Below are 26,228 nucleotides of genomic sequence, written 5' to 3' on the forward strand. Positions count from 1 at the left end.
AAGAGCCGGTCAAGGAAGGTACAAGATCACGCCCCGAACCTGTCCATTGCATGTGCACAACAGGCACGATCGGCGAGCTTCTGTGTCTCTTTCTGATCGTCGTTGACGGGGGTCCACGTCGTGCTGCGGTTCCGGCTGCCTGGCTGCTCGAGAATGTCCCATCGCTCGCACCGTTCCGGACGGACGACCGGCGTGTTCCGCTCCCGCCGCGTTCTCAGATTCCTGGCCGGGCTCCTGCTCACCTCCCTCGCCCTGATGCTGACCACGGACCAGGCGGTGGCGGAGGGACTCGAACTCGGCGGCATCGAACTGCCGAGCATGAGCCTGGCCTCCTTCGCGCACTGGTTCACCGACCCGCACTGGGGCAAGCTGCCGCGGCAGCAGTCCGGTACCGCGGCCGGCCACCGTCACCAGGTGTCCGCCGCCGCGACCGCCGCCCACCGCGGCGCCGGCCACGCCCCCGGCAGGGCGAAGGGCGAACTCCCCGCCTACCAGGCGCACAAGCCGGCCACCCCGAAGGGCCGCAGCGCCGGCGCCGCCGGGTTCAACGCCAAGACCAGCAAGCGCAGCGCCACCAAGTCCACGCGCACGGAGACCGTCTACGACAACGCCGACGGCTCCGTCACCCGCCGTATCTCCCAGAATCCCGTGAACTACCAGGTCGGCAAGGGCAGATGGGCGCCCATCGACGTGGACGTTCGAGCCGGGCCGGACGGTCGCTGGTACGAGAAGGCCAACTCCCTCGACGTCGACTTCGCGCCGAAGGCCACCGACCCCGCGCTCGCCTCCCTCACGACCGACGCGTCGCACGGCGTCGCCTACGCCCTGCAGGGCGCCGCCCCCGTCAAGGGCAGCGCCGACGGCTCGACCGTCACCTACGACCGGGTACTCCCCGGCACCGACCTGAAGCTCCGGCCCACCGCCACCGGTATGAAGGAGTCCGTCGTCCTCGACGACGCGGACGCGGGCAACACCTGGACCTTCCCCCTCACCCTCAAGGGCCTCACGCCCCGCCAGGACGGCGGCGGCTGGATCGACCTCCGCGACTCCTCCGGCAGGACCGTCGAGCGCATCCCCCCGGCGTACGCCTACGACTCCAAGGTGAACCCGCGCTCCGGTGACCCGGCCACCACCCACGCCGTCACCACCCGCCTCGTCGAGAACGGCGACGGCTACGCGCTCGAGATCACCCTCGACGCCGGCTGGCTGCACGACAGCCACCGCGTCTTCCCCGTCACCGTCGACCCCACCGTCGACGACGGCTGGACCACCACCTACGCCGAGTCCGGCTCCGGCAACAGCATCGACCACTCCTACGAGCAGACCATCAAGGTCGGCTCCTACGACTCCGGCACCCACTCCGCGAACAGCTTCGTCAACCACTGGGACACCGCCTGGGACGGCAGCAACGCCACCGTCACCGCCGCGACCCTGCACCTGTTCGACACCTGGGCCTCCACCTGCACGGCACCGGAACGTTTCGACGTCGCGCTCGTGACCAGCGCCTGGACCCCCGAGGGCGTCACCAGCTACCCCGGTCCCTCCAAGGGGGCGTCGATCGGCAGCGCGACCCCCACCGTCCCGAACGCCTGCGCGAACACCGGCGGCGACCGCAGCGTCGGCGACTGGGTGAGCGTCTCCCTCTCCACCTCCGCGATCCAGGGCTGGTTCAGCGGTTCCACCGCCGACCACGGCCTCGCCGTCTACGCGTCCACCTCCGACGCCCTGCACTGGAAGCAGTTCGGCTCCTTCAACGACCCGGGCAAGGGCCCCTGGATCGAGGTCACCTACACCGGCAACACCGCCCCGCAGCTGTACGAGCAGTTCCCGGCGGACAACGCGGTCGTCGGCACCACCACCCCCGAGTTCACGGCCTGGGCCGGTGGCGCCAACTCCACCTCCGGCAGCAGCAACCAGTACCTCTTCCGCGTCTACGACGCCTCCGGCACCAAAGTCGCCGACTCGGGGCTCGTCTCCACCGGCGACTGGACCGTCCCCTCCGGCAAGCTCGCCTGGGGCAAGAACTACAGCTGGACCGTGCAGGCGTACGACTCGGCCACCAGCCTGTATTCACCGGCCGACCCCTACGAGATATCGGTCCAGGTCCCGCAGACCGTCATCACCTCCGGCCTGTCCCAGAACAGCAGCGACCACGGCTTCGACGCGTCCATCGGCAACTACACCACCTCCGACACCGACGCCTCGGTCTCCGTCGTCGGCCCCTCCCTGGACGTCGACCGCGACTACAACTCCCGCGACCCGCGCTGGACGGGCGCCTTCGGAGCCGGCTGGTCCAGCCTCTTCGACGCGCGCGCCACCGAGCAGTACACGGCGTCCGGCGCGGTCGCCAGCGTGCAGGTCACCTACCCCGACGGCTCCCAGGCGGGCTACGGCAAGAACGGCGACGGCACCTTCACCCCGGGCAACGGACGGTTCGCCACCTTCAAGTCGGTCACCGGCGGCTACACGCTCACCGACAAGGACGACACCCTCTACACCTTCACCCAGTCCCTGGGTTCCGGCGCCTACGGCCTGACCTCGGTGACGGACGCCAACGGCCGGGCGCTGAACCTCACCTGGACCAGCGGCCACATCACCAAGATGACCTCGGCGGTCTCCGGCCGCACGCTGAGCCTCACCTGGTCCACCCCGTCCGGCGCGCTCGCCGCGCACGTGGCGACCGTCGTCACCGACCCGGTCACGGCCGGCGACGCGACCACCGTGCAGACCTGGACCTACGGCTACACCGGTGACCAGCTCACCAAGGTGTGCTCGCCGCTGTCGACGACGAAGTGCACGACCTACGGCTACACCACCGGCTCCGGCTACCAGAACGCGGCGCTCGACCTCGACCCGCACGCCTTCTGGCCGCTGTCGGAGACCTCCGGCACCACCGCCAAGGACGCGGTCATCGCCAACGAGGGCACGACGAACGCGACGTACGAGAACGTCACCGTCGGCCAGAGCGGCGGCCCGCTGACCGGTTCCTCCGCGAAGGTGGCCACCTTCAACGGGACGACCTCCGACGTCTCCCTCCCGAAGAACCTCGGCAACGACACCGACTCCGGCGCGATCTCGCTGTGGTTCAAGACGTCCGCCGGACCGGGTGTCCTCTACTCCTACGCCTCCCAGCCCATCGGCTCGGGCCAGGCGGCCGGCTTCTACACGCCGTCCATCTACGTCGGCAGCGACGGCAAGCTGAACGCCGAGTTCTGGTACAGCGGCGGCATCAACCCGATCGTGTCGTCCGCCTCCGTCGCCGACGGCAAGTGGCACCACGTCGTACTGTCCGCGGCCGGCAACTCCCAGTCCCTCTACCTGGACAACGCCAAGGTCGGCTCCCGCACGGGCACCATCTCCATCAAGAGCGCGACCGCCTTCGGCAAGAACCAGTCCTTCAACTACCTCGGCACCGGCTTCCTCGGCGGCAGCTGGCCCGACCACCCGTCGTACTCCGACGACGACGGCCACGCCACGTACTTCAACGGTTCCATCGCCGACGTGGGCTGGTACACCCGGCCCCTCGTCGCCGCCGACGTGAGCGCCCTCTACACGTACGGCACCCACAGCGAGAGCCTGATGACCTCCGTCAAGCGGCCGTCCGGCAAGACGTACGCGGCTATGACGTACGACACCAACTCCACGGTGCTCACACAGATGACCGACGAGAACGGCGGTACCTGGGTGCTGGGCGCCCCGACCGTCGCCGGGTCCAGCGACACCTACCGGGGCGCGGTTCTCGGCGGGGCGCCCACCCAGTACTTCCGGCTCGGTGAGGCGGCGGGCGCGACCACGGCCGTGGACCAGGTGCGCGGCGGCAACGGCACGTACACCGCCGTCACCCTCGGCGCCGCCGGTCCGTTCAGCGACCAGAAGGCCGCCACCTTCGACGGCAGCACGTCGTACGTCGAGGTCCCGGCCACCGGGCTGCACTCCGGCAACGACCGCAGTGTCGAATTGTGGTTCAAGACCGCCAACCAGGGTGTCCTGATCGGCGACCAGTCGGTGGCCCTCGCCGGGGCGAGCACCCCCTCCGGCAGCTGGACGCCGGTGCTGTACGTCGGCAGCGACAACAAACTGCACGGCCACTTCTGGTCCGGCAGCGGCTCGGGCTCCACGGCGTTCGGCTCCACCGGGACCGTCACCGACAACGCCTGGCACCAGGCCGTGCTCAGCGTGACCGGCTCCAGCCAGACCCTCTACCTGGACGGCGTCAAGCAGGCCACCTACAGCGGCGCGCCGGGCGACCAGTCCAACAGCCACCTCTACATCGGCGCCGGCTTCGCCAAGTCCTGGGTGAACTCGCCCGCCGACATCAGCTACTTCAAGGGCTCCATCGCCGAGGCCGCCTTCTACAAGACGGGTCTGACGGCGTCGGACGTCGAGCAGCACATGGAGGCCGCCAAGAACTCCACCGGCCTCCTCCCGGTCGAGACGGTCAAGGTCACCTCCCCGACCGCCTCCACCCTCACGTACACGTACGACGTCACCAACGGCAACCGCGCCCTCACCGAGATCGACGGCCTCGGCAACAAGACCAGCTTCGGCTACGACTCGGCCGGTTTCGAGCACACCGTGACCGATCCGAACGGCGCGGTGACCATCACCGGTCACGATGTGCGCGGCAACGTGGTCTCCTCCACGTCCTGCCAGGACCAGGCCGCCAACAAGTGCAACACCGAGTACTACACGTACTACCCCGACGACACCACGGCCCAGCTGACCACCGCCGACCCGCGCAACGACCAGCTGCTGACGGAGCGGGACGGCAGGTCGTCGTCGGCGACCGACACCACCTACCTGACCTCGTACACGTACGACTCGGCGGGCAACCAGACGGCCATCACCGGCCCGGCGGTCCCCGGCTCCCCGAACGGCCGCAGCACCACGACCGTCTTCAGCGACGGGACCGGCACCTACCCCTCCGCGGACGGCGGGGTGGTGCCCAAGGGCCTGCCGGTGAAGACCGTCTCGCCGGGCGGGGCCGTCAACCAGGTGTCGTACTTCAAGAACGGTGACGTGGCGTCCACCACCGACGCCGTCGGACTGGTCACCTCGTACACCTACGACGGTCTGGGCCAGGTCCTGGCCGAGAAGGTCGTCTCCGACACCTACCCCGACGGGCTGACCACCACCTACAAGTACGACACCGCGGGCCAGGTCCTCGAGGAGCACGACCCGCAGCTCACCGACCGCGTCACCGGCGCCACCCACGCCGCCGTCACCACGTCGGTCTACGACGACGACGGCGACGTCACCTCGCAGACGGTGGCCGACGCGAGCGGCGGCGACCATGCGCGCACCCAGAACTGGACCTACGACGCCTACGACCGCGTCCTGACCGAGGCCGACGCCAACGCGGCCGAGGGCGCCGGCAACGGCAACACGACGACGTACACGTACGACACCTCCGGCAACAAGACCAAGGAGGTGACGAGCGCCGGCACCGAGACCCGGTACACCTACGACGACAACGGCGACCTGCTCACCCAGGGCCTGATGTACACGGGTGACCCGGTCAACCCGCAGACCGCCGCCCTCCTCACCGAGTCCTCCCGGGCCTACGACCCGGCCGGGCGGCTCGCGTCCGTCACCGACGCGATGGGCGACACGACGGCGTACACGTACACCGACGACGGTCTGACCGCGACGGTGAAGCGCACCAGCGCCGACGGCACCAGCACGTACACGCTGGAGTCGGACGTCTACGACGCGGCCGGCAACCTCACCCAGTCGACCACCGACAACGGCGAGACGGTCACCAAGTACACCGTCGACGCGGCCTCCCGCACCACCTCCACCGAGCTGGACCCGACCGGCGTGGACCGCGTGACCACGGTGTCGTACACCCCGGACGACCAGGTCGCCTCCGAGAACGACCACGACTCCTCCGGCTACGACCGCACCACCACCAACACCTACGACGACATGGGCAACCTGCTCAGCGAGACGCTGTACGGGGACGCCTCGGGTCACCCGGCGGGCTGGTGGAAGCTGAACCAGACGTCCGGGAAGTCCGTCACCGACTCCTCCGGCACCGGCAACACGGCGACGGCGGGCCCGGGGGTCACCTGGGCGGACGACGCGGCCGAGTTCGCGGGCACCGGCACCGGCACCGGTGACGTCATCGCCGCCAACAGCCCGGTCCTGGACACCACCGCCTCCTACACGGTCTCCGCGTGGGTGAACCTCGCCGACACCTCCGCCTTCCGCACCTTCGTCGCGCAGGGCGGCACCAACCGGGCCTCCTTCTACCTGCAGTACAACAAGACCGCCAACGCCTTCCGCTTCCACGCGGCGAACGCGGACGTGGCCTCCCCGTCCGCGTACTACGACGCCCAGGCGTCGACGGCCGCCCCGCTCAACACGTGGACCCACCTGGTCGGCGTGTTCGACGCGAGCAACGGCTCGATGAAGCTGTACGTCAACGGCGCCCAGGACGGCTCCGCCACCAACACCTCGCCGTGGACCGGCACCGGGCCGCTGTCCATCGGCGGCACGAAGACGGCCGACGGGACCACCTCCGACGTCGTCAACGGCGAGGTCGGGGACGTACAGGTCTACCAGCGCGCCCTGTCCGCCACCGAGGTCACCTCCCTCTACGGCAAGGGCCGCAGCGGCGGCACGGTCGGCTCCTCCGACGCCCAGACCACCAAGTACAGCTACGACAAGCGCGGTCTGCCGACGTCCATGACGGACGCCGAGCAGCACACCACGAACTACGCCTACGACGAGGCCGGCAACCTCGCGGTCACCACCGCGCCCGCCGTCCAGGCCGAACCCGACGGCACCACCGCCTCCACCGTCCGCCCGGTCACCACCAGCGGCTTCAACACCTTCGGCGAGGCGGTCGAGGAACAGGACCCGAACGGCCTGGTCACGACGACCGTCTACGACGCCGAAGGCAACAAGGTCTCCGAGACGCTCCCCTCGTACACCCCGGCGGGCGCGTCCAGCCCGAATCCGGGCACCACTGTCTGGACGTACGACAGCGAGGGCAACCAGACCTCGGTCACCACGCCCGGCGGGAAGACGACCTCCTACCTGTACGACCAGATCGGCGACCTCGCCCAGATCACCCACCCCGACAGCACCAAGACGCACGCCCTCTACGACAAGAACGGCGAAGAGCTCTCCGCGACGGACGGCACGGGCGCGCAGACGCAGGCGACGTACGACTTCCTCGGCCGCCAGGTCACCTCCACCACCCTGGAGCGCTACCCGTCGACGAAGACCCTGACGACCACCACCTCCTACACGGCGACCACCGGCAACCCCTACGGGGCGCACGCCTCCTCGGTCACCACGCCGGGCGGGGTGAAGACGTCGTACGGCTACAACCGGGCCGGTGACGTCACCTCGGTCACCGACGGCGCGGGCAACACCACCCACTACACCTACGACTTCCAGGGCAACCCGCAGAAGACGATCCTCGCCGACGGCACCTGGACCGAGATCGACTACAACGCCGACGGCGACCCCGTCAGCACCCGCGCGTACGACGCGAACAACAGCCAGCTGTGGTCGATCTCGCAGCAGTACGACGGCGTCGGCAACCTGATCGCCGCCACGGACGCACGCCAGCACACCAGCCACTTCACCTACGACGCGGCCGGGACGATCACCCAGGAGATCCAGCCGGTCGACGCCTCGACGTCGATCACCACGACCTTCGGCTACGACGCGGCAGGCAACCGCACCCGCTTCACCGACGGCCGCGGCAACTCCTGGCGCTACAGCTACACGCCGTGGGGCCAGCAGCAGACGATCGTCGAGCCGACCACGGCCCAGTACAGCTCCGCCGCCGACTCGACGACGACCTTCGCGTACGACGCGGACGGGCAGCTCACGAAGGCCACCCTCCCGGGCGGCACGACGACGTCGATGACGTACGACACCATCGGCCAGCTGAAGTCCATGTCCGGCGCGGGCGCCGACGCGGCGACGGCGAAGCGCAGCTTCACCTACGACGCCGACGGCCGGGTGCTGTCGGCGGACACGGACGAGGCGGGCATCGCGGGCGCGGCCGACCACCAGGACGCCACGCACGACGCGTTCACCTACGACGACCGCGGCGACCTGCTGACGACGTCGGGTTCGGCGGGCACGTCGAGCTTCGCCTACAACGACGACTCCTCGGTGACCTCCCGCGCCGACGCCGCCGGTACGACGACGTACGGCTACGACACGGCCGGCCGCCTCTCCTCCCTGAACGACCCGGCGACCGGCAACCAGCTGACGTACACCTACGACCAGTTGAACGACCTGAAGACGGTCAAGTACGGCTCGACGGGCCAGACCCGCACCTTCACCTACAACACCCAGCACGAGCTGACGAACGACGTCCTCGTCCAGGGCGCCTCCACGGTCGCGAGCTTCGCCTACGGCTACGACGAGAACGGCAACCTGACGTCCAAGACGACGACGGGTGTGTCCGGCGCCTCGGCGAACACGTACGGCTACGACTGGGCCAACCGCCTGACGTCCTGGAACAACGGCAGCACGACGACGTCGTACGCCTACGACGCCTCGGGCAACCGGATCCGCAACGGCGCGGACGTCTACACCTACGACGAGCGCGACGAGCTGACCTCGGACGGCACGCACAGCTACCTCTACTCGGCGCGCGGCACGATGACCCAGGAGTCGTCGACCGCCGGCGGCACGGTCGCGTACAGGACGGACGCGTTCGGCGGGCAGATCGTCGCGGGCGAGCAGTCGTACACGCTGGACGCCACCGGCCGGAACATCACCGACCGGGACACGACGACAGGCGCCACGCGCAGCTTCGCCTACTCCGGCGCGGACAACACCATCGCCTCCGACGGCGACGACACGTACACCTACGACGCGGGCGGCGGCCTGGTAGGCGTCAAGAACAGCAGTGGATCAGGGGTGTCGGCCCTCACCGACCAGCACAACGACGTGGTGGGCTCCTTCACCTCGGGTGCGACCACGCTGACGGGCTCGGCGTCCTACGACCCGCTCGGCAAGGTGGTCTCCCCGACGAACACCGTGGTCGGCCACCTCGGCTTCCAGTCCGGCTGGACCGAACCCGGCACCGGAGACGTGGGCACGGCGTCCCGCTGGTACGACCCGGACACGGGCGTGTTCCTCAACAAGGACAGCCTGTCGCTGAACCCGGTCCCGAACTCGGTGTCCGCGAACCCGTTCGCCTACGTCGACGACAACCCGATGGCGGGCACGGACGAGTCGGGCAACTGCTCCTGGTACGACGTGGTGTGCGGCGCGAAGAAGGCGGCTCATCACGTGTCCCACGCGGTGAAGCACGCGGCGCACCGGGTGTACCACGCGGTCAAGCACGCGGCCCGCAAGGTCGTCCACGCCGTGAAGCACGCGGCGCACAAGGTGGTCCACCACGTGCGGGACGTGTACCGCGCGACCGTGCGGGTGGTGCGCCGCGTCTACCACTACACGGCACGCAAGGTCAGACGCGCGTATCACCGGGTGGTCCACGCGGTGCACTCCGCCTACCACAAGGTGTCGCACGCGGTGCACCGCGTGGTGCACGCCGTGAAGAAGGCGGCGAAGAAGGTCGTCCACGCCGTGAAGAAGGCGGCGCACGCGGTCGCACACGCGGCGAGGACCGCCTACCACGCCACCGTGAAGGCGGCGAAGGCCACCGCGACCTTCGTGAAGCACCACGCGGCGGCGATCACCTCCTTCGTGGTCTCCACGGCGGTCTTCGCGGGCTGCGAGGCGCTGACCGCGGGCGTCGGCTCCATCGGCTGCGCGGCGGCCGCGGGCGCGGTCGGCTCGCTGGTCGAGCAGGGCTTCGCCTGCGCCGAGAACGGCGGCGACGACTGCAGCGCCGGCGCCTTCGCGGGCGCCGCCGTGACCGGCGCGGTCGCCGGTGCGCTCGGCGGCGCTCTGGGCAAGATCGGCGGCAAGCTGCTGGCGAAGGCGGCTCCGAAGGCGATGAAGGTCGTCGGCGGCCTCTTCGGCAAGGGCGCGACGGAGGCCGAGGAGACTGCGGCGACGGACGCGACGGAGGCTGCGGCTTCCCGGGCGGACTCGGAGGGGGCGGGGTCTCGGGCCCAGTCGCACTCCGACGAGGCGGGGCCGGGCTGCCGGAGCGGCATTCCGCACAGCTTCACGGGCTCCACCCGGGTCCTGATGGCCGACGGTACGGCCAAGGCGATCGACCAGGTCCGGGTGGGCGACAAGATCGCCAATTCGGTACCGGGCGCCACGGGCACGCAGGCGCACGCGGTCACCGATGTGATCGTGACGCACACGGACCACGACTTCGTGGACGTGACCGTGAAGGGGGCGACGGGGAAGGCCGGGGCGGAGAAGTCCGCGGTGAGGTCTGTCGCCAAGAGGGCGGTGCGCAAGGCGGCGTTCGGCCTCGCGGCGTCGGCGGCGCTGCTGGGCGCGCTGTCCGCCGGCCACGGTCACGGCGACGGCCGGGCGCCGGCGACCCAGCCGGTGGCGGCGGTCAGCACGGCGGCCGGAGCGGCCGCGCAGGACGCACACCTGCAGACGACCTTCCATCACCCCTTCTACGACGAGACCCGGTCGGCCTTCGTCGAGGCCGAAGACCTGACGCCCGGCGACGTCCTCCAGACGCCGACCGGCACGGTGGCGGTCGGGAACGTCCGGCTGTATCACGCGGACACCACCACGTACGACCTGACGATCGGCGCGCTTCACACGTACTACGTGCAGGCGGGGAGCACGCCGGTCCTGGTCCACAACTGCGACGAGGAGGAGATCGCAGCAGGGGCCAAACAGCTGGCCGACGACATCCACAGCAAGATCAAGAACGGGCTCGCCCGTGACGTCTTCAGGACGACGGCGGTGACCGCCGCGCGCAGAGCCGATGGGTCGCTGGTGCATGTGGTCTCGGCCGCGGGCGCCGGGCTCGAGAAGGCGCAGCTCGACTACATCAGCACGCTGGGCCGTGAGGACATCGAGGTCGCGACCAATGTCGCCGGGGCCCACGCCGAGGAGACAGCTGTCAACCACATGGCGACGAACAACCTGACCCCGGTGGCCGGCGGAGTGTCCCGCAATGCCTGCGCACCTGACGGCTGCGAGGACTTCCTGGGCGACGTGGGTGCCGAGATGCTGGGACCCGTTACCCTCGGCACGAAGGCGAAAATACCTGGACAGTCCATGTATGTGTGGAGAGACCACGAGGCGTGGTCGAACTTCCTGGCTGCCATGGGATACCGGTGAGCATGATGGAGAGCCCAGTGGACTGGCGTTTCGACGACGCATTGACAGCGCAGATCCAGCGGATGGACCGGGCCCGGCGTCACCAGGCCATGTTCTTCGCACTGCGTCGACTGCAGGCCCCTCTGTCGGACATCGCGATGCCGGAGGAGTGGGGTGTCGACCCGGCGGCGGTCGAGGATCTCCTCCGGCAAGGCGCGGCCCAGTTGGACGGTGAGCCCGACCAAGCCTTCCAGGAGGCCTTCGACCGGCTGAGCCGGGCGCCGCTGTTCGAGTCCCAGGTCGAGCCGGAAATCGCCGAGACCTTCCAACTGGAGGCCATCAGCGGGTGGATGCTGGTGAGCGAGGCCCTCGGCGAGATGAGCGAGGAGCAGACGGACACCATCGTCGTCCGCGCTCGGGAACTGGCCCACTATCTCGACGAATACATGGACAACACGCTGACGGTGGTGGCGGGGGAGGAAGAGCGCGAGCGCTACCTCGTGAACGTCGCCGATCCCCTTCGCGCCTATGACCTGGGCTATTTCGCCACCAGGAACCTCGAAGTCGAGGGCAGGTGCCATGAGGCGATCCTGGCCGCCGACGGCGCCGACCTGCCGGCCTCCGAGACGGGACGCGAGCTACTGGCCCTCTGCGACGACTACAGCCGTGAGCTGGCGGCCGTGCTCAGAGCGATCCCCCGCGACTGAGGCGCGGGGGACGGCCGATGACAGCCGGATTCGACGTGGCCGGGGCCCTGGCGGGCGGCGTCCCCGACCGGTGTGAGGACGGCCGTGCCCTGGTCGTCCGTGCGGAGAAGCAGCCGGGCGCCTTCTGGGGCGTGCGCCTTCGCGACCGGTTGTGGAAGGAGGAACGGCCGTCGTCCGGCGCCGGCGAGTTTCTACCGCCCGTACGGATACCCCTGCTGATACGGCGCCGGCCCGGGCTGCCCGTACACCATCGCCGCCGGGGCCTGCGGGGTCTTCTTGTCGAACAGCGCGGACAGCAGCAGCACCGTCGCCACCACCAGCGTCACGCACGCCGCGATTCCCAGGAAGGGGTCTCCGTCGCCGTCGTTGGTGTTCACCGCCCACGGCACGGTCACGCACTCGTACAGCGCGAACGACGCGAAGGCGCCCCAGTCCGAGGGGCGGCCGCGGCGCAGCGCCACGTAGAGGAAGGGAAGCCACACCAGGAAGCCGCACGAGCACCATGTCAGGGCCGTCCAGCCGAACCGCTGGCCCCAGCCGGCCTCGAGCCGCTTCTGCGCGCCCGTCGTTGTCGTCGTAGCCATTGTCCTCACGCCCCCCAGGTCACCAGGGGGCAAGGGTAGGGCACTCGCGCCCGGCAGCAGCATTTCGGATCTCTCTTTCTTTGCTGTGACATGAGGGAATCTTGTGTTCAGGGGGAACCTCTGTTTCCCGATCACAGGGGCGTCGCACGTTAGGGTGCGATCCGCTTCGTACGTACATACGCATACTTGATCAACCGAACGGTGGGGTGGGGATGGCCGAGCACCGGCAGTCCAGGAAGCGCAGATACATCACGTGGGGTGTGGCCGGTGCCGCTGTCCTCGCCGGAGCCGGGATAGCCGCCCAGACCTCGATGGCGGCCACCACCTGGCCGGCGCAGAAGACCTTCACGGGCCGCGCCTTCGACACCTGCGCCGCCCCGTCCCTCTCCGCGATGAAGGCCTGGAAGACCGACGGCTTCTACGGCGGAGCGGCCGTCTACGTCGGCGGCAAGAATCGCGGCTGCAGCCAGCCCAACCTCACCGCGTCCTGGGTGAAGTCGGTGAACTCGCTCGGCTGGAAACTCGTCCCGCTCTACGTCGGCGCCCAGCCGCCCTGCCAGACCGGCTCCAGCCCCGAGAAGATCACCGCCTCCACGGCCACCTCCCTCGGCGCCACGGACGCGGCGGACGCCGTCGCCAAGGCCTCCGCCCTCGGCATGAAGGCCGGCAGCCCGATCTACCTGGACATGGAGGCGTACGACATCACGAACAAGTCGTGCAACGACTCCGTGCTGGCGTACGTCCGGTCCTTCACCAAGACCCTGCGCGCCAAGACCTACCGCGGCGGCTACTACGGCTTCAGCAGTTCCAGCGCCAAGGCGATCGCCACCGCCACCGACAAGACGGACCTGCCGGGCAACCTCTGGTACGCGCTGTGGGACAAGAAGAACACCACGACCACCGACTGGCCGTGGGGCTCCACGCAGTACACCAACCACAGCCGTGGCCACCAGTACATCGTCAACAGCAAGGAGACGCACGGCGGTTACACCATCACGGTGGACCGCGACGCGTGGGACGCCCCGGTCGCCCTCGTCGGCTGACCGGAATACGGAAATCCGGAATACGGAAGTGAGGGGCGGGAGATGAAGACCGTAGTCGCGCACGCGATGCTGCGTACACCCGCGGCCCGTATCGGGTTCGCGGCGCTGCCCGTGGTCAGTCTGGGGCTGCTGTGCCCCGTCCCGTCCCTCGTGCTCGCCCTGCGCCGCCGGACCCGCGCCGACTGGTGGGCCTTCGCCGCCTTCAGCGCGGTGCTGACCGCCTGGGGGACCGAACTCGCCCTCACCCCCGTCGACACGCACGGCCCGCTGTTCGCCCTCGACCTGCTGCTGATCGCCCTGTCGATGGCGGGAGCCGCCGCGCACGCGTGGCGGGCCTGGCCGCGTCCGGCGGCAGGGGAGTAGGGGGTAGTACGCCATGGCCAAGCAGGTGAGACAGGTGTCCCAAGCGCGCCCGGCGCAGACGGGGCGTGAGGGGCGCGACGCGACCATGCTCGGGCGCGCGGCGGTCGCCTGGCTTCGCGCCCTGCGCGGGCGCACGATCGCCTGGACGGCGGGCGGGCTCGCCGTGACGGCGGCCCTGCTGGTGACGGCCGTGCTCCTCTTCTCCCACGACGACCGTCCCCCCATCCCCGCCACCCGCGCCCGCGCCTACACCGACGTCGACGCCTGCCTGCTCACCGGCGAGCGGGGCATCACCACCGGCAGCACCGCGGCCGCCGTCTGGCAGGGCATGCAGGACGCGTCCCTGAAGACGCACGCGCGCGTGAGCTACGAGCCGGTGACCGGCGAGCAGAGCACCGGCAACGCCCGCCCCTTCCTGGGCGGCCTTCTCCAGCGCTCCTGCGACGTCGTCCTGGCGGTGGGCGGGCCCGAGGTGGCGGCGGCGGAGGAGACGGCCGGGCAGTACAAGAAGGTGGACTTCGTCCTCGTGGGCGGCACGCGCGCGGGAGCGAATGTGAGCCGGGTGGCGACGGGCGACGGCCTGCGCGCGGGCGTCGCACACGCGGTCGAGGACGCGGTGGCCGCGAGGCACTGAATACCGCGGGCGCGGCGGGCGGTGCCCGAAATCCTGGTGAATCGTTGGTCGAATGGGTTGGCCACAGGCGCCCCACTGCCTACCATCGATCACCGCAAGACTTTGTGCACCGCCGCACAATCTCCTCAGGAGGTTCCCTTGCACCGCCGTCGTCGCACCGCGCTCCTGCTGTCCGCCGCGATCGCGGCGGCCCCCCTCCTCACCGCCTGCGGGAGCGACGCGCATCCCGGCGCGGCGGCCGTGGTCGGCGGCCGGCGGATCACCGTGTCGCAGTTGGAGGACCGGGTGGACGAAATCCGCACGGCCCAGCGCGCGGCGGTCCCGGACGACGCCCAGTACGCCCAGGTCGTCGCCCAGACCGGCACCCTGGCCCGGGACACCCTGCACGGCATGGTCCTGGACCGGGTGCTGGACGGCGCCGCCGAGGACGCGGGCGTCACCGTCAGCCGTAAAGAGGTCCTGCAACTGCGGGCCCAGCTCGAGCAGCAGGCGGGCAGCGCGAAGGGCCTGGAGTTGGCCTGGCTCCAGCAGTACGGCGTTCCGGCGCAGCGCCTCGACGACAACCTCCGCGTCCGGGTGGAGGCCTCGAAACTCGCCACCGTGCTCGGCACGGACACCAGCCAGCAGGCCTTCTGGGACAACCTGTCCCAGGCGTCGAAGAAACTCGGCGTCGACCTCAACCCGCGCTACGGCAGCTGGGACGTCAAGACGGTCCAGCGCGTCGACGCGAAGACGCCGTGGGTGCGGGAGGTCACGGCGACGGAGACCCAACAGACGACCTGACCGTTGTGACAGTAGGACCAACGGCCCCGCCTGTGGACAACCGGGCGGGCCGGCCGGCGGGCGTGGGTTACGTTCGAGGTGTGAACGATGTGACCGAGACCGCACCCGCCGGCTCCACCACAGGCCGAGTCGTCCTGCTCACCACCAGCCACCGTGTCGCCCCAGGCCTGCTCTCCTGGCCGGCCTGGCAGGCCCTGCGCACGGCGGACCGCGTCCTGTGCGCGGACGGCGCGCATCCCCAGCTGCCGTACCTGCGGGAGGCGGGCATACCGGTCGAGGAGACGTCACCGACCGCCGAGGACCTGGTCACCGCCTGCGCCGACGGCCGCACCGTGGTGATCGTCGCGACCGGTGAGGGCGAGCCCGCCCTCACCGACGGCCTGGCCCGCCTGGCCGGCTCGGGCCGGGTCGCCATGCCGGAACTGGAACTGCTCCCCGCCTCCTACGACCTCCCCGGCGCCCGCCTCCTCGACCTGATCCAGGTCATGGACCGCATCCGCGCCGAATGCCCCTGGTCGTCCCAGCAGACCCACAAGGGCCTCGCCAAGTACGGCATCGAGGAGTCGTACGAACTCGTCGAGGCGATCGAGGACGGCGACCGCGACGAACTCCGCGAGGAACTGGGCGACGTCCTCCTCCAGGTCGTCTTCCACGCCCGTATCGCCGAGGAGGACCCGGACGCCCCCTTCTCCATAGACGACGTGGCGGCCACCATCGTCACCAAGCTCGTCCACCGCCACCCCCACGTCTTCGGCGACGCCACCGCGACGACCCCGGAGGAGGTCAAGGCCCACTGGCTGCGCACCAAGGCGGTGGAGAAGCGCCGCGAGTCGGTCACGGACGGCGTCCCCCTCCACCAGCCGGGCCTGGCCCTGGCCGCGAAACTCGCGTCGCGGGTGAGATCGGCGGGCCTCGAGGTACCGCTCCCCGCGGCGGAGGGCATCGGCTACGAACTGCTGGCACTGGCGGCCCGCGCGGAGACGGAGGGAGTCGACCCGGAGGCATCCCTGCGGGCGGCGGCCCGCGCCTACCGGGACGCGATCCGGGCTGCCGAGGGGGTTGCCGGTTGACCCCGTCGCCCCTGGGGCGTGGTGAGGGCACGGGGGCCTGTGGGGGAGCGCCGGCCGGCCAAGCCCGCCGTGGGGCGTGCGCCGAAAAGCCGGATACCGTCGAGGAGTGACCAGCAAGCCCCCTCCAGCCGCGCCCGCCCCGGACCTCTTCACCTGGGAGTTCGCCACCGACCCCTACCCCGCCTACGCCTGGCTCCGCGAGCACGCCCCCGTGCGCAGGACGCGGCTGCCCAGCGGAGTGGAGGCCTGGCTGGTCACCCGTTACGCCGACGCGAAACAGGCCCTCGCCGACCAGCGGCTCTCCAAGAATCCCGCGCACCACGACGAGCCCGCGCACGCCAGGGGCAAGACCGGTATCCCCGGTGAGCGCAAGGCCGAGTTGATGACGCATCTGCTGAACATCGACCCGCCGGACCACACCCGGCTGCGGCGGCTGGTCAGCAAGGCGTTCACGCCCCGCCGGGTCGCCGAGTTCGCGCCCCGCGTACAGGAGTTGACGGATCGTCTCATCGACGGGTTCGCGGCCAAGGGCGAGGCCGACCTCATCCATGACTTCGCCTTCCCCCTCCCCATCCACGCCATCTGCGACCTCCTCGGCGTCCCCCGGGAGGACCAGGACGACTTCCGGGACTGGGCGGGCATGATGATCCGTCACGGGGGAGGGCCCCGGGGCGGGGTCGCCCGGTCCGTGAAGAAGATGCGCGGCTATCTGCTGGAGCTCATCCACCGCAAGCGTGCGGAACTCCCCGCCGACCCCGTCCCCGGCGAGGACCTCATCTCCGGTCTCATCCGGGCCTCCGACCACGGCGAGCACCTCACCGAGAACGAGGCGGCCGCCATGGCGTTCATCCTGCTGTTCGCCGGGTTCGAGACGACCGTGAACCTGATCGGCAACGGTACCTACGCCCTTCTCACCCACCCCGGGCAGCGCCGGCGCCTCCAGGACTCGCTGGCCACGACCGACCGCACCCTCCTCGAGACCGGCGTCGAGGAACTCCTCCGCTATGACGGCCCTGTGGAACTGGCCACCTGGCGGTTCGCCACGGAGGCCCTCACGCTCGGCGGCGAGGACATCGCGCCCGGCGACCCCGTCCTCGTCGTCCTCGCCGCCGCCGACCGTGACCCCGCCCGTTTCGCCGACCCCGACGCCCTCGACCTCTCCCGCCGCGACAACCAGCACCTCGGCTACGGACACGGCATCCACTACTGCCTCGGCGCCCCCCTCGCCCGCCTGGAGGGCCAGACCGCGCTCGCCACCCTCCTCACCCGCCTCCCGGACCTCGAACTCGCCGTGGACCCGGCTGAGTTGAGGTGGCGCGGCGGGCTCATCATGCGCGGACTGCGCACGCTCCCGGTCGAGTTCACTCCGGTCCGTGACCGACCACAGGTCAGCGGGAGTGTGACCGTCCGGCGGAGCAAAGGTGACCGGTCCTCAACTCTGTGATCTTCACGTGATCTGCGCGGCATTAACTTGTGACAAGTGATCGTCTGCCGATACGTTCACTCGTCAGCGCGGCAACCCGGATGCTCCCGCACCGCCCGCCGTGCCGGTTACAGATGTCCAGAGAAAGGCCCTCGCATGCTCTCCGGGAACGGTCGTCACCGTCGCCCCCGTCAGGCTCCGGCCCTCCTCGTCGCGGCGGGAGTGACCGGCTCCGCCATCGCCATCCCGCTGTTCGCGGCCGGTGGGGCGAGCGCCGCCGACGGCACGGTGTGGGACAAGGTGGCGCAGTGCGAGAGCGGCGGCTCCTGGAGCGCCGACGACGGCAACGGCGAGTACGGCGGCCTGAGCCTCACCCAGGACGACTGGGAGACGTACGGCGGACTCGACTACGCCAAGAGCCCCGATCTGGCCAGCCGCAACCAGCAGATAGCCGTGGCGCAGAAGCTCCTCGCGGCAGAAGACGTCGGCGTGTGGGGTACCTGTGCGCTGACCTCCGGGCTCACCAAGGAGTCCGGCGCGACGGACGTGGACACCGGCGTGGCCGACGACTCGTCCGACTCATCTGCTTCATCCGGTTTGTCCGACCTGACCAAGGGATTGTCGTCCGGCTCCTCGGACTCCGGCGACTCCGGTGCGAGCTCCTCCGACTCGTCCGGCGATACGTCCTCTTCGTCCCCCGAGTCCGGTCAGTCCTCTTCGTCCCCGTCCTCCGCCGCGAAGGATGAATCCGACAAGTCGGACGCGTCCGGCGACGGTCGGGGCGATTCGCAGCCGACCGGCGGTTCGCCCACGGCCACCCCGGAAACGGACGACTCGGACAATGCGGCCCAGGAGGCGGGTTCTTGGAGCCTCGTCGACACCGGCTCGCTCACTTCGGGCCGCCACCGTGGTTCCACCGCCGACGAGACCCTGTCGGCCGGTACCACCGCCACCTCCTCCGGCCGGCACGCGGCGAGTACGTACACGGTGCGGGAGGGCGACTCCCTCATCACCATCGCCGACTCCCTTGGTGTCGACGGAGGGTGGGAGGCGCTCTACGCCGAGAACAAGGACCTCATCGGTGCCGACCCGAGCGACATCGTCGCCGGTCAGACCCTCGACGTAAGCGTCCAATAGGGCGGCAACGGCACCAAAAGCGACGGGAGTTCACTCATACTTCGCGCCGAATGTCCGTTTTGGCGAAAGTGTGGGATGAGTCTCAGAAGCCCTGATCGTCTTTGAAATTCAGCGGATCGCGTGACTACGGTCGAGGCCGCTCGGCAACCCGAGCCCCGGCCACCGCAACGCCGAATCCTGCCAGCGGCGGCCCGGGAACAGTCGTCGCGTCAAGCGCCGTAGGCAGGAGCGGGGGACCCAAGGTAAGTGCCGGGCCCAGCGGTTGACGCTGGACCGGCTCGGGGTGAAGCCGCGCACCGCGAGGTGTGCGGCCGGGCAACTCAACCGGCCCGAACCCGACAGCTCACCTCGCAGGCGTCGGTGAGGGGATCCACCATGCTGTTTTCCAGCAAGGGCAAGCACCGTCGTCCGTCCAAGGCCACCCGCGTCGCCGCGCTCGCCGGCGTCACCGGTGTCGCCATCGCCGCCCCGCTGATGGCGGCCGGCAGCGCCTCCGCCGCCACCGCCTCCGAGTGGGACGCGGTCGCCCAGTGCGAGTCCGGCGGCAACTGGTCCATCAACACCGGCAACGGCTACTACGGCGGCCTGCAGTTCTCCGCCTCCACCTGGGCCGCGTACGGCGGCACGGCGTACGCCTCCACGGCCGACAAGGCCAGCAAGTCCCAGCAGATCGAGATCGCCGAGAAGGTCCTCGCCTCGCAGGGCAAGGGTGCCTGGCCGGTCTGCGGCACGGGCCTGTCCGGCGCCTCGTACAACGGCAGCAGCTCGTCGAGCTCCGGCAGCAGCTCCTCCGGCTCGTCCAGCTCCTCCACGCAGTCCCGCTCCGCCGACGAGCAGGCCGCCTCCCGCTCCACCGACCGCCCGGCCGCCACCAAGAGCGAGCAGGGCAAGAAGACCGTCACCACCCCGACCGGCAAGAAGGTCAAGAAGGGCGACGGCGAGTACAAGGTCGTCAAGGGCGACACCCTGAGCTCCATCGCCGCGAAGCACAAGGTCAAGGGCGGCTGGGAGAAGCTGTTCCAGCTGAACAAGGACATCATCGACGACGCCGACCTCATCTACCCGGGCCAGCAGCTGCACCTGAAGTGACATCCGGCTGCCGGTAGGTTCACAGCGCCCTCACAAGTGATCCCCCCAGACTGAAGACCTCGCGAGGGTTCCCCCGTCCCCACGGGCTCCCCGCTCCGGTGTGTGTTCCCCCGTACGCACCGGAGCGGGGTTTTCTCTGCCCCCATTTTTCGTCCGGACGTCACCCACCCTTTGTTCCGTGGGGGAACAATGTGTACGGTCAGTTTGTCCACGGGACGGTCGGTCGGCTGCCGACGCCCCGAAGGCGGTTAGGCTCTAGTCGCAAGGCCCACGCGGCCCCGCACTACCAGCGTCACATCCCAAGAAGGAGATGCTCGTGCCGTCCATCGACGTCGTCGTAGCCCGGGAAATCCTGGACTCCCGAGGCAACCCCACGGTCGAGGTCGAGGTCGGCCTCGACGACGGCAGCACGGGTCGTGCCGCCGTCCCGTCCGGCGCCTCCACCGGTGCCTTCGAGGCCATCGAACTGCGCGACGGTGACCCGAACCGCTACCACGGCAAGGGTGTCGAGAAGGCCGTCCTCGCCGTCATCGAGCAGATCGGCCCGGAGCTCGTCGGCTACGACGCCACCGAGCAGCGGCTGATCGACCAGGCCATGTTCGACCTGGACGCCACCGACAACAAGGGCTCCCTCGGCGCCAACGCCATCCTCGGTGTCTCCCTCGCCGTCGCCCACGCCGCCTCCGAGGCCAGCGACCTCCCCCTCTTCCGCTACCTGGGCGGCCCGAACGCGCACCTGCTGCCGGTGCCGATGATGAACATCCTGAACGGCGGCTCGCACGCCGACTCCAACGTGGACATCCAGGAGTTCATGATCGCCCCGATCGGCGCGGAGTCCTTCTCCGAGGCACTGCGCTGGGGCGCCGAGGTCTACCACACCCTCAAGAAGGTGCTGAAGACCAAGGGCCTGTCCACCGGCCTCGGCGACGAGGGCGGCTTCGCCCCGAACCTGGAGTCCAACCGCGCCGCGCTCGACCTCATCATCGAGGCCGTCAAGCAGGCCGGTTACGTGCCCGGCGAGCAGATCGCGCTCGCGCTCGACGTCGCCGCGTCCGAGTTCTACAAGGACGGCATGTACGAGTTCGAGGGCAAGTCCCGCTCGGCCGCCGAGATGACCGAGTACTACGAGGAGCTCGTGGCGGCCTACCCGCTCGTCTCCATCGAGGACCCGCTGTTCGAGGACGACTGGGCCGGCTGGAAGGTCATCACCGACAAGCTGGGCGACAAGGTCCAGATCGTCGGCGACGACCTGTTCGTCACCAACCCGGAGCGCCTGGCCCGCGGCATCGAGGAGGGCTCCGCCAACGCCCTGCTCGTGAAGGTGAACCAGATCGGCTCGCTGACCGAGACCCTGGACGCCGTCGAGATGGCCCAGCGCAACGGCTTCAAGTGCATGATGTCCCACCGCTCGGGCGAGACCGAGGACGTCACCATCGCCGACCTCGCCGTCGCGGTGAACTGCGGTCAGATCAAGACCGGCGCCCCGGCCCGCTCGGACCGTGTCGCCAAGTACAACCAGCTGCTGCGCATCGAGGAGATCCTCGACGACGCCGCGGTGTACGCCGGCCGCAGCGCGTTCCCGCGCTTCAAGGGCTGACCCCACCGGGGTCAAGGCTCAGCCAGTCGCACGTACGTCCCCGTACCCGGTCCCGTACCGTGTGCGGGGACGTACGCGTGTGCACCAGGGGAGGCGGAGGGCCGATGGCGGTGAAGGACCGGGACCGTTTCTCCACGGCGACCAGGCTGCGGCTGCTCGGCGAGCAGACGGCGGCCCGTGTCTACCGCTCCCAGACCAAGCGCCAGGCCCGCCGCTCCCGCCTCACCGGCCGCGCGGCGCTCCTGGCGCTCGTCGTGTGCACGCTGATCGTGGCGCTGGCCTACCCGATGCGGCAGTACGTCTCCCAGCGCGCCGAGATCGCCGACCTGGAGCGGGAGAAGCAGCAGGCGAGCGAGCGGGTCGAGCAGCTGCGCGACCTCAAGGCACGCTGGCAGGACGACGCGTACGCCGAGCAGCAGATCCGGCAGCGGCTGCACTATGTGATGCCGGGGGAGACCGGTTACGTCGTGATCGACCCGGACGCGGCCAAGCAGTCCCGCGCCGACCTCGGGGCGGCCGACCGCCCCTGGTACGCCAACGTCTGGGACGGGGTCGACAAGGCCGACGCCTCCGACCAGTGAACTGACAGAGAGATTTTCGTACAGGCATGGAAACAGTCCCGCCGACCACCCCGCGCACCGAGCCCACCGACGCGGACGTCGAGGCCTTCAAGCAGCAGCTCGGACGCCCGCCGCGCGGGCTGCGCGCGATCGCGCACCGGTGCCCGTGCGGCCAGCCGGACGTGGTCGAGACGGCCCCCCGGCTGCCCGACGGCACGCCCTTCCCGACGCTCTACTACCTGACGTGCCCGAAGGCCAACTCGGCGATCGGCACGCTCGAGGCGAACGGCGTGATGAAGGAGATGACCGAGCGACTGGGGACCGACCCGGAGCTCGCCGCGGCCTACCGTGCCGCGCACGAGGACTACATCCGGCGCCGGGACGAGATCGAGGAGCTGAAGGGCTTCCCCAGCGCGGGCGGCATGCCGGACCGTGTGAAGTGCCTGCACGTGCTCGTGGCGCACTCCCTGGCCGCGGGCCCCGGGGTGAATCCGCTGGGCGACGAGGCGTTGGCGATGCTGCCGGAGTGGTGGGCCAAGGGGACGTGTGTCACCGGCGGGTGACCGCACCCTGGGGGCTGCCGCCCCCAGACCCCGGCTTCGGCCCTGAAGGGGCCGCGTCCTCAATCGCCGGACGGGCTGGATGATGCCGCCCGGCGCCGAAAAGCTCCCCAGAGAAAGGGCCCACCATGACCCGCGTCGCCGCCGTGGACTGCGGTACGAACTCCATCCGCCTCCTCGTCGCCGACTGCGACCCGGCCACCGGCGAGCTGGTCGAACTGGAGCGCCGTATGACGATCGTCCGGCTCGGCCAGGGTGTCGACCGGACCGGCCGGCTGGCGCCCGAGGCACTGGAGCGGACCTTCGCCGCGTGCCGCGAGTACGCGGCGGTCATCAAGGAGCACGGCGCGGAGCGGCTGCGTTTCGTCGCCACCTCGGCGTCCCGGGACGCCGAGAACCGCGACGAGTTCGTCCGCGGCGTGCTGGACATCCTGGGCGTCGAGCCCGAGGTGATCACGGGCGGGCAGGAGGCCGAGTTCTCCTTCACGGGCGCCACGAAGGAGCTCGGGGGCCGCGCGGACCTGACGAAGCCCTACCTGGTCGTGGACATCGGCGGTGGTTCGACCGAGTTCGTGGTCGGCGACGAGCGGGTGCGGGCGGCCCGTTCGGTGGACGTCGGCTGTGTCCGGATGACCGAGCGTCACCTCGTGCACGAGGGCGTGGTGAGCGACCCGCCGACCGCGGCGCAGATCGCGGCGATACGCGCCGACATCGAGGCCGCCCTCGACCTCGCCGAGGAGACGGTCCCGCTGCGCGAGGCGCACACACTGGTCGGTCTCGCGGGCTCGGTGACGACGGTCTCCGCGATCGCCCAGAACCTTCCCGAGTACGACTCGGCGGCCATCCACCACTCCCGGGTCTCCCGCGACCGGGTCCGGGAGATCACCGAGTGGCTGCTGCGCTCCACGCACGCCGAGCGCGCGGCCGTCCCGTCGATGCATCCGGGCCGGGTGGACGTGATCGCGGCGGGCGCCCTCGTGCTGCTGTCGATCATGGAGCGGACCGGCGCGGAGGACGTCGTCGTGAGCGAGCACGACATCCTCGACGGCATCGGATGGTCTTTGGTCTGACCGCCTACAGGTTGCGGTGCACGTCCCGCCGGTCGCCCACCTTGACGACGAGGATGACGAGTTCGCCATCGTTGATCTGGTGGGCGACCCGGTAGCTTCCGACCCGCAGCCGGTAGAGCCCCGACGGGCCGGTGAGTTTCTTGACGTCGGCGTCCTCGCGATACGGGTCGTCACCGAGTGCGGTCAACGCGGTCAGGATGCGCATGGCGTCAAGCCGACCGATGGCCCGGAGCTGCCGCTGCGCCGCCGTGGTGAACCGGAACGCGTACTTCACGCGGTGCCTTCACCGCGCTCGGTGAACAGATCTGCCAGCAGCTCGGCCATGGTCACGGTGGGGCCGTTCTCGGCCAGGACCGCTTCGGCCTCTCGGGCCAACATGACGTCGGCCGCTTCTTCCAGGGCTTCGAAATCCGCGATCGGGACCACGGCCGCCACCGGAGTGCCGTTGCGAGTGATTACCGTCGGGGTGCCTTCCTCGGCCAGGTTGATGCGTTCCGCGAGATGGGCGCGGGCCTCCCGTATGGTCACGGTGTCCTCGGTCATCACGCCAGTGTACGCACATGTGTGTACACGCGGTCGGTTCTTGTCTCGGCCCTTGTCTCGTCCTCGGCTGCACTCTGCTGAGCAGGCGAGATGCGCGTTTGAGCGGGCTGGAGGGGCCCTCGCGGGCCCCTCCGTGACGCCCCGCCGGAAAAGTTCGTGAAGTTCTTCACAAGGAATTCGGCCCTGCCGGAGGACGAACGTGTCGCCGTTGACCCTTCCGGGGGGTCAGGACCTGTGTGAACATGTTCAAAAGAGGCGCGCGCGGACGTATCGCGAGGACCTGGCAGAGGTGTGCCGGAGGACCCTCACGAGAGTCCTCCGGGCCCGGAGAGGCAGCTCACGCGGCATTGACAACGCCCCGCCCTACACGCTGGTTCCCCTTCCGCGCCATGACGTGGATCACGCGGGTCGCGGAGGATAACACACACCCTCTGCAAGCTTGTGAAGGGGCGCACGAGCGACCCCCTAGGGGCGGGTGGATACTCGATGGCATGAGCACCACGGAGCGTCCCAGGATCCTCGTAGTAGGCGGTGGGTACGTAGGCCTGTACGCAGCTCGGCGCATTCTCAAGAAGATGCGCTACGGCGAGGCGACCGTCACGGTCGTCGACCCCCGGTCGTACATGACCTACCAGCCCTTCCTCCCCGAAACCGCCGCCGGCAACATCTCCCCGCGCCACGTCGTCGTCCCGCTGCGACGCGTGCTGCCCAAGGCGGAGGTCCTCACCGGCCGGGTCACCACCATCGACCAGGACCGCAAGGTCGCCACGATCGCCCCCCTGGTGGGCGAGGCGTACGAGCTGCCTTTCGACTACCTGGTGATCGCACTCGGAGCGGTCTCCCGCACCTTCCCGATCCCCGGCCTCGCCGAGCAGGGCATCGGTATGAAGGGTGTCGAGGAGGCCATCGGCCTGCGCAACCACGTCCTCGAGCAGCTCGACAAGGCCGACTCCACCACCGACGAGGAGATCCGCCGCAAGGCGCTCACCTTCGTCTTCATCGGCGGCGGCTTCGCCGGCGCCGAGACCATCGGTGAGGTGGAGGACCTGGCCCGCGACGCGGCCAAGTACTACAAGACCGTGTCCCGCGAGGACATGCGCTTCATCCTCGTCGACGCCGCGGACAAGATCCTGCCCGAGGTCGGCCCGAAGCTCGGCCAGTACGGCAAGGAGCACCTGGAGAGCCGCGGCGTGGAGATCTACCTCTCCACCTCCATGGACTCCTGCGTCGACGGCCACGTCGTCCTGAAGAACGGCCTCGAGGTCGACTCCAACACGATCGTGTGGACCGCCGGCGTCAAGCCGAACCCGGTCCTCGCCCGCTACGGTCTCCCGCTCGGCCCCCGCGGCCACGTGGACGCCCAGCCGACCCTCCAGGTCACCGGCACCGACTACATCTGGGCCGCCGGCGACAACGCCCAGGTCCCGGACGTCGCCGCCCGCAAGGCCGGCGTCGAGAACGCCTGGTGCCCGCCGAACGCCCAGCACGCGCTGCGCCAGGCGAGGGTCCTCGGCGACAACGTGGTCTCCGGCATGCGGGGCTTCCCGCAGAAGGAGTACGCGCACTCCAACAAGGGTGCGGTGGCGGGCCTCGGCCTGCACAAGGGCGTCGCGATGATCGTCATGGGCAAGATGAAGATCAAGCTCAAGGGCCGTCTCGCCTGGTACATGCACCGTGGCTACCACGGTCTGGCGATGCCGACCTGGAACCGCAAGATCCGCGTCTTCGCCGACTGGACCCTCGGCATGTTCCTCAAGCGCGAGGTCGTCGCCCTCGGCGCGCTGGAGTCGCCGCGCGAGGAGTTCTACGAGGCCGCCAAGCCCGCCCCGGCCCCGGTCGCCGCCAAGCCGGAGAACGAGAAGGCCAAGGCCTCCTGATCTC

At 69.9% G+C, this 26,228-nt stretch carries 18 protein-coding genes and 1 riboswitch; of the genes, 15 read left to right on the forward strand and 3 right to left on the reverse strand.

Annotated features, from left to right (window positions below):
* The first annotated feature begins 192 nt into the window (after positions 1 to 192).
* Positions 193 to 11,205 (forward strand): LamG-like jellyroll fold domain-containing protein, encoded by an 11,013-nt coding sequence (locus ABT057_RS09035; RefSeq protein WP_352341801.1) that lies wholly within the window; start codon positions 193 to 195, stop codon positions 11,203 to 11,205.
* Between the two features lie 17 nt (positions 11,206 to 11,222).
* Positions 11,223 to 11,891, forward strand: a complete 669-nt coding sequence (locus ABT057_RS09040) for a hypothetical protein (RefSeq protein WP_352341802.1) — start codon at positions 11,223 to 11,225, stop codon at positions 11,889 to 11,891.
* Between the two features lie 191 nt (positions 11,892 to 12,082).
* Here ABT057_RS09040 and ABT057_RS09045 read toward each other — a convergent pair whose 3' ends face one another.
* Positions 12,083 to 12,475 carry a hypothetical protein gene (locus ABT057_RS09045; RefSeq protein WP_352341803.1) on the reverse strand — a complete coding sequence of 131 codons (393 nt, stop codon included), beginning with the start codon at positions 12,473 to 12,475 and terminating at the stop codon, positions 12,083 to 12,085.
* 212 nt (positions 12,476 to 12,687) lie between these two features.
* Here ABT057_RS09045 and ABT057_RS09050 point away from each other — a divergent pair, with 212 nt between their 5' ends.
* From ABT057_RS09050 to ABT057_RS09105, 12 genes are all read left to right on the forward strand, one after another.
* Positions 12,688 to 13,518, forward strand: a complete 831-nt coding sequence (locus ABT057_RS09050) for a glycoside hydrolase domain-containing protein (RefSeq protein ID WP_352341804.1) — start codon at positions 12,688 to 12,690, stop codon at positions 13,516 to 13,518.
* Positions 13,519 to 13,560: 42 nt separating this feature from the next.
* A complete protein-coding gene (locus tag ABT057_RS09055) occupies positions 13,561 to 13,881 on the forward strand; it encodes a hypothetical protein (protein WP_352341805.1) in 321 nt (106 codons plus the stop codon).
* A gap of 34 nt (positions 13,882 to 13,915) precedes the next feature.
* On the forward strand, positions 13,916 to 14,515 hold the full coding sequence (locus ABT057_RS09060) for a type 1 periplasmic-binding domain-containing protein (RefSeq protein WP_352341806.1): 600 nt from the start codon (positions 13,916 to 13,918) through the stop codon (positions 14,513 to 14,515).
* A 138-nt stretch (positions 14,516 to 14,653) separates the two neighbouring features.
* A complete protein-coding gene (locus tag ABT057_RS09065) occupies positions 14,654 to 15,298 on the forward strand; it encodes a SurA N-terminal domain-containing protein (protein WP_352341807.1) in 645 nt (214 codons plus the stop codon).
* 62 nt (positions 15,299 to 15,360) lie between these two features.
* Entirely contained in the window at positions 15,361 to 16,368 is a 1,008-nt protein-coding gene (locus ABT057_RS09070; protein ID WP_502973831.1) for a nucleoside triphosphate pyrophosphohydrolase, read from the forward strand.
* A gap of 106 nt (positions 16,369 to 16,474) precedes the next feature.
* Positions 16,475 to 17,812 (forward strand): cytochrome P450 family protein, encoded by a 1,338-nt coding sequence (locus ABT057_RS09075; RefSeq protein ID WP_352341809.1) that lies wholly within the window; start codon positions 16,475 to 16,477, stop codon positions 17,810 to 17,812.
* A 135-nt stretch (positions 17,813 to 17,947) separates the two neighbouring features.
* Positions 17,948 to 18,928: a transglycosylase family protein gene (locus ABT057_RS09080; RefSeq protein WP_352341810.1), complete on the forward strand. Its 981-nt coding sequence runs from the start codon at positions 17,948 to 17,950 to the stop codon at positions 18,926 to 18,928.
* 204 nt (positions 18,929 to 19,132) lie between these two features.
* Positions 19,133 to 19,300: riboswitch (cyclic di-AMP (ydaO/yuaA leader) on the forward strand.
* A gap of 3 nt (positions 19,301 to 19,303) precedes the next feature.
* Positions 19,304 to 20,017 carry a transglycosylase family protein gene (locus ABT057_RS09085; RefSeq protein ID WP_352341811.1) on the forward strand — a complete coding sequence of 238 codons (714 nt, stop codon included), beginning with the start codon at positions 19,304 to 19,306 and terminating at the stop codon, positions 20,015 to 20,017.
* 310 nt (positions 20,018 to 20,327) lie between these two features.
* Positions 20,328 to 21,614 (forward strand): phosphopyruvate hydratase, encoded by a 1,287-nt coding sequence (eno, locus tag ABT057_RS09090; protein WP_352341812.1) that lies wholly within the window; start codon positions 20,328 to 20,330, stop codon positions 21,612 to 21,614.
* A 104-nt stretch (positions 21,615 to 21,718) separates the two neighbouring features.
* Entirely contained in the window at positions 21,719 to 22,195 is a 477-nt protein-coding gene (locus ABT057_RS09095; RefSeq protein ID WP_352341813.1) for an FtsB family cell division protein, read from the forward strand.
* A 26-nt stretch (positions 22,196 to 22,221) separates the two neighbouring features.
* Positions 22,222 to 22,737, forward strand: a complete 516-nt coding sequence (locus ABT057_RS09100; RefSeq protein ID WP_352341814.1) for a DUF501 domain-containing protein — start codon at positions 22,222 to 22,224, stop codon at positions 22,735 to 22,737.
* A gap of 125 nt (positions 22,738 to 22,862) precedes the next feature.
* Positions 22,863 to 23,804 carry a Ppx/GppA phosphatase family protein gene (locus ABT057_RS09105; protein ID WP_352341815.1) on the forward strand — a complete coding sequence of 314 codons (942 nt, stop codon included), beginning with the start codon at positions 22,863 to 22,865 and terminating at the stop codon, positions 23,802 to 23,804.
* 4 nt (positions 23,805 to 23,808) lie between these two features.
* On the opposite strand, the gene ABT057_RS09110 is transcribed toward ABT057_RS09105, so the two are convergent.
* Entirely contained in the window at positions 23,809 to 24,078 is a 270-nt protein-coding gene (locus tag ABT057_RS09110) for a type II toxin-antitoxin system RelE family toxin (RefSeq protein ID WP_352341816.1), read from the reverse strand.
* Positions 24,075 to 24,347, reverse strand: a complete 273-nt coding sequence (locus ABT057_RS09115; protein WP_352341817.1) for a type II toxin-antitoxin system Phd/YefM family antitoxin — start codon at positions 24,345 to 24,347, stop codon at positions 24,075 to 24,077. Before ABT057_RS09115 ends, ABT057_RS09110 begins: the two co-directional genes overlap by 4 nt.
* Positions 24,348 to 24,838: 491 nt before the next feature.
* Between ABT057_RS09115 and ABT057_RS09120 the strand changes: the two genes are divergently transcribed.
* Complete coding sequence (locus ABT057_RS09120) at positions 24,839 to 26,224, forward strand: NAD(P)/FAD-dependent oxidoreductase (RefSeq protein WP_352341818.1); 1,386 nt, start codon at positions 24,839 to 24,841, stop codon at positions 26,222 to 26,224.
* Positions 26,225 to 26,228: the final 4 nt, after the last annotated feature.

The organism is Streptomyces sp. NPDC002588 (assembly GCF_040295925.1).
Classification (GTDB): domain Bacteria; phylum Actinomycetota; class Actinomycetes; order Streptomycetales; family Streptomycetaceae; genus Streptomyces.

What these genes read in the sequence shown, in the direction of transcription:
- ABT057_RS09045 (WP_352341803.1), bottom strand. Translation starts at nt 12,475, where the DNA reads ATGGCTACGACGACAACGACGGGCGCGCAGAAGCGGCTCGAGGCCGGC.
- ABT057_RS09050 (WP_352341804.1), top strand. Translation starts at nt 12,688, where the DNA reads ATGGCCGAGCACCGGCAGTCCAGGAAGCGCAGATACATCACGTGGGGT.
- ABT057_RS09055 (WP_352341805.1), top strand. Translation starts at nt 13,561, where the DNA reads ATGAAGACCGTAGTCGCGCACGCGATGCTGCGTACACCCGCGGCCCGT.
- ABT057_RS09080 (WP_352341810.1), top strand. Translation starts at nt 17,948, where the DNA reads ATGCTCTCCGGGAACGGTCGTCACCGTCGCCCCCGTCAGGCTCCGGCC.
- ABT057_RS09085 (WP_352341811.1), top strand. Translation starts at nt 19,304, where the DNA reads ATGCTGTTTTCCAGCAAGGGCAAGCACCGTCGTCCGTCCAAGGCCACC.
- eno (WP_352341812.1), top strand. Translation starts at nt 20,328, where the DNA reads ATGCTCGTGCCGTCCATCGACGTCGTCGTAGCCCGGGAAATCCTGGAC.
- ABT057_RS09095 (WP_352341813.1), top strand. Translation starts at nt 21,719, where the DNA reads ATGGCGGTGAAGGACCGGGACCGTTTCTCCACGGCGACCAGGCTGCGG.
- ABT057_RS09100 (WP_352341814.1), top strand. Translation starts at nt 22,222, where the DNA reads ATGGAAACAGTCCCGCCGACCACCCCGCGCACCGAGCCCACCGACGCG.
- ABT057_RS09105 (WP_352341815.1), top strand. Translation starts at nt 22,863, where the DNA reads ATGACCCGCGTCGCCGCCGTGGACTGCGGTACGAACTCCATCCGCCTC.
- ABT057_RS09115 (WP_352341817.1), bottom strand. Translation starts at nt 24,347, where the DNA reads ATGACCGAGGACACCGTGACCATACGGGAGGCCCGCGCCCATCTCGCG.
- ABT057_RS09120 (WP_352341818.1), top strand. Translation starts at nt 24,839, where the DNA reads ATGAGCACCACGGAGCGTCCCAGGATCCTCGTAGTAGGCGGTGGGTAC.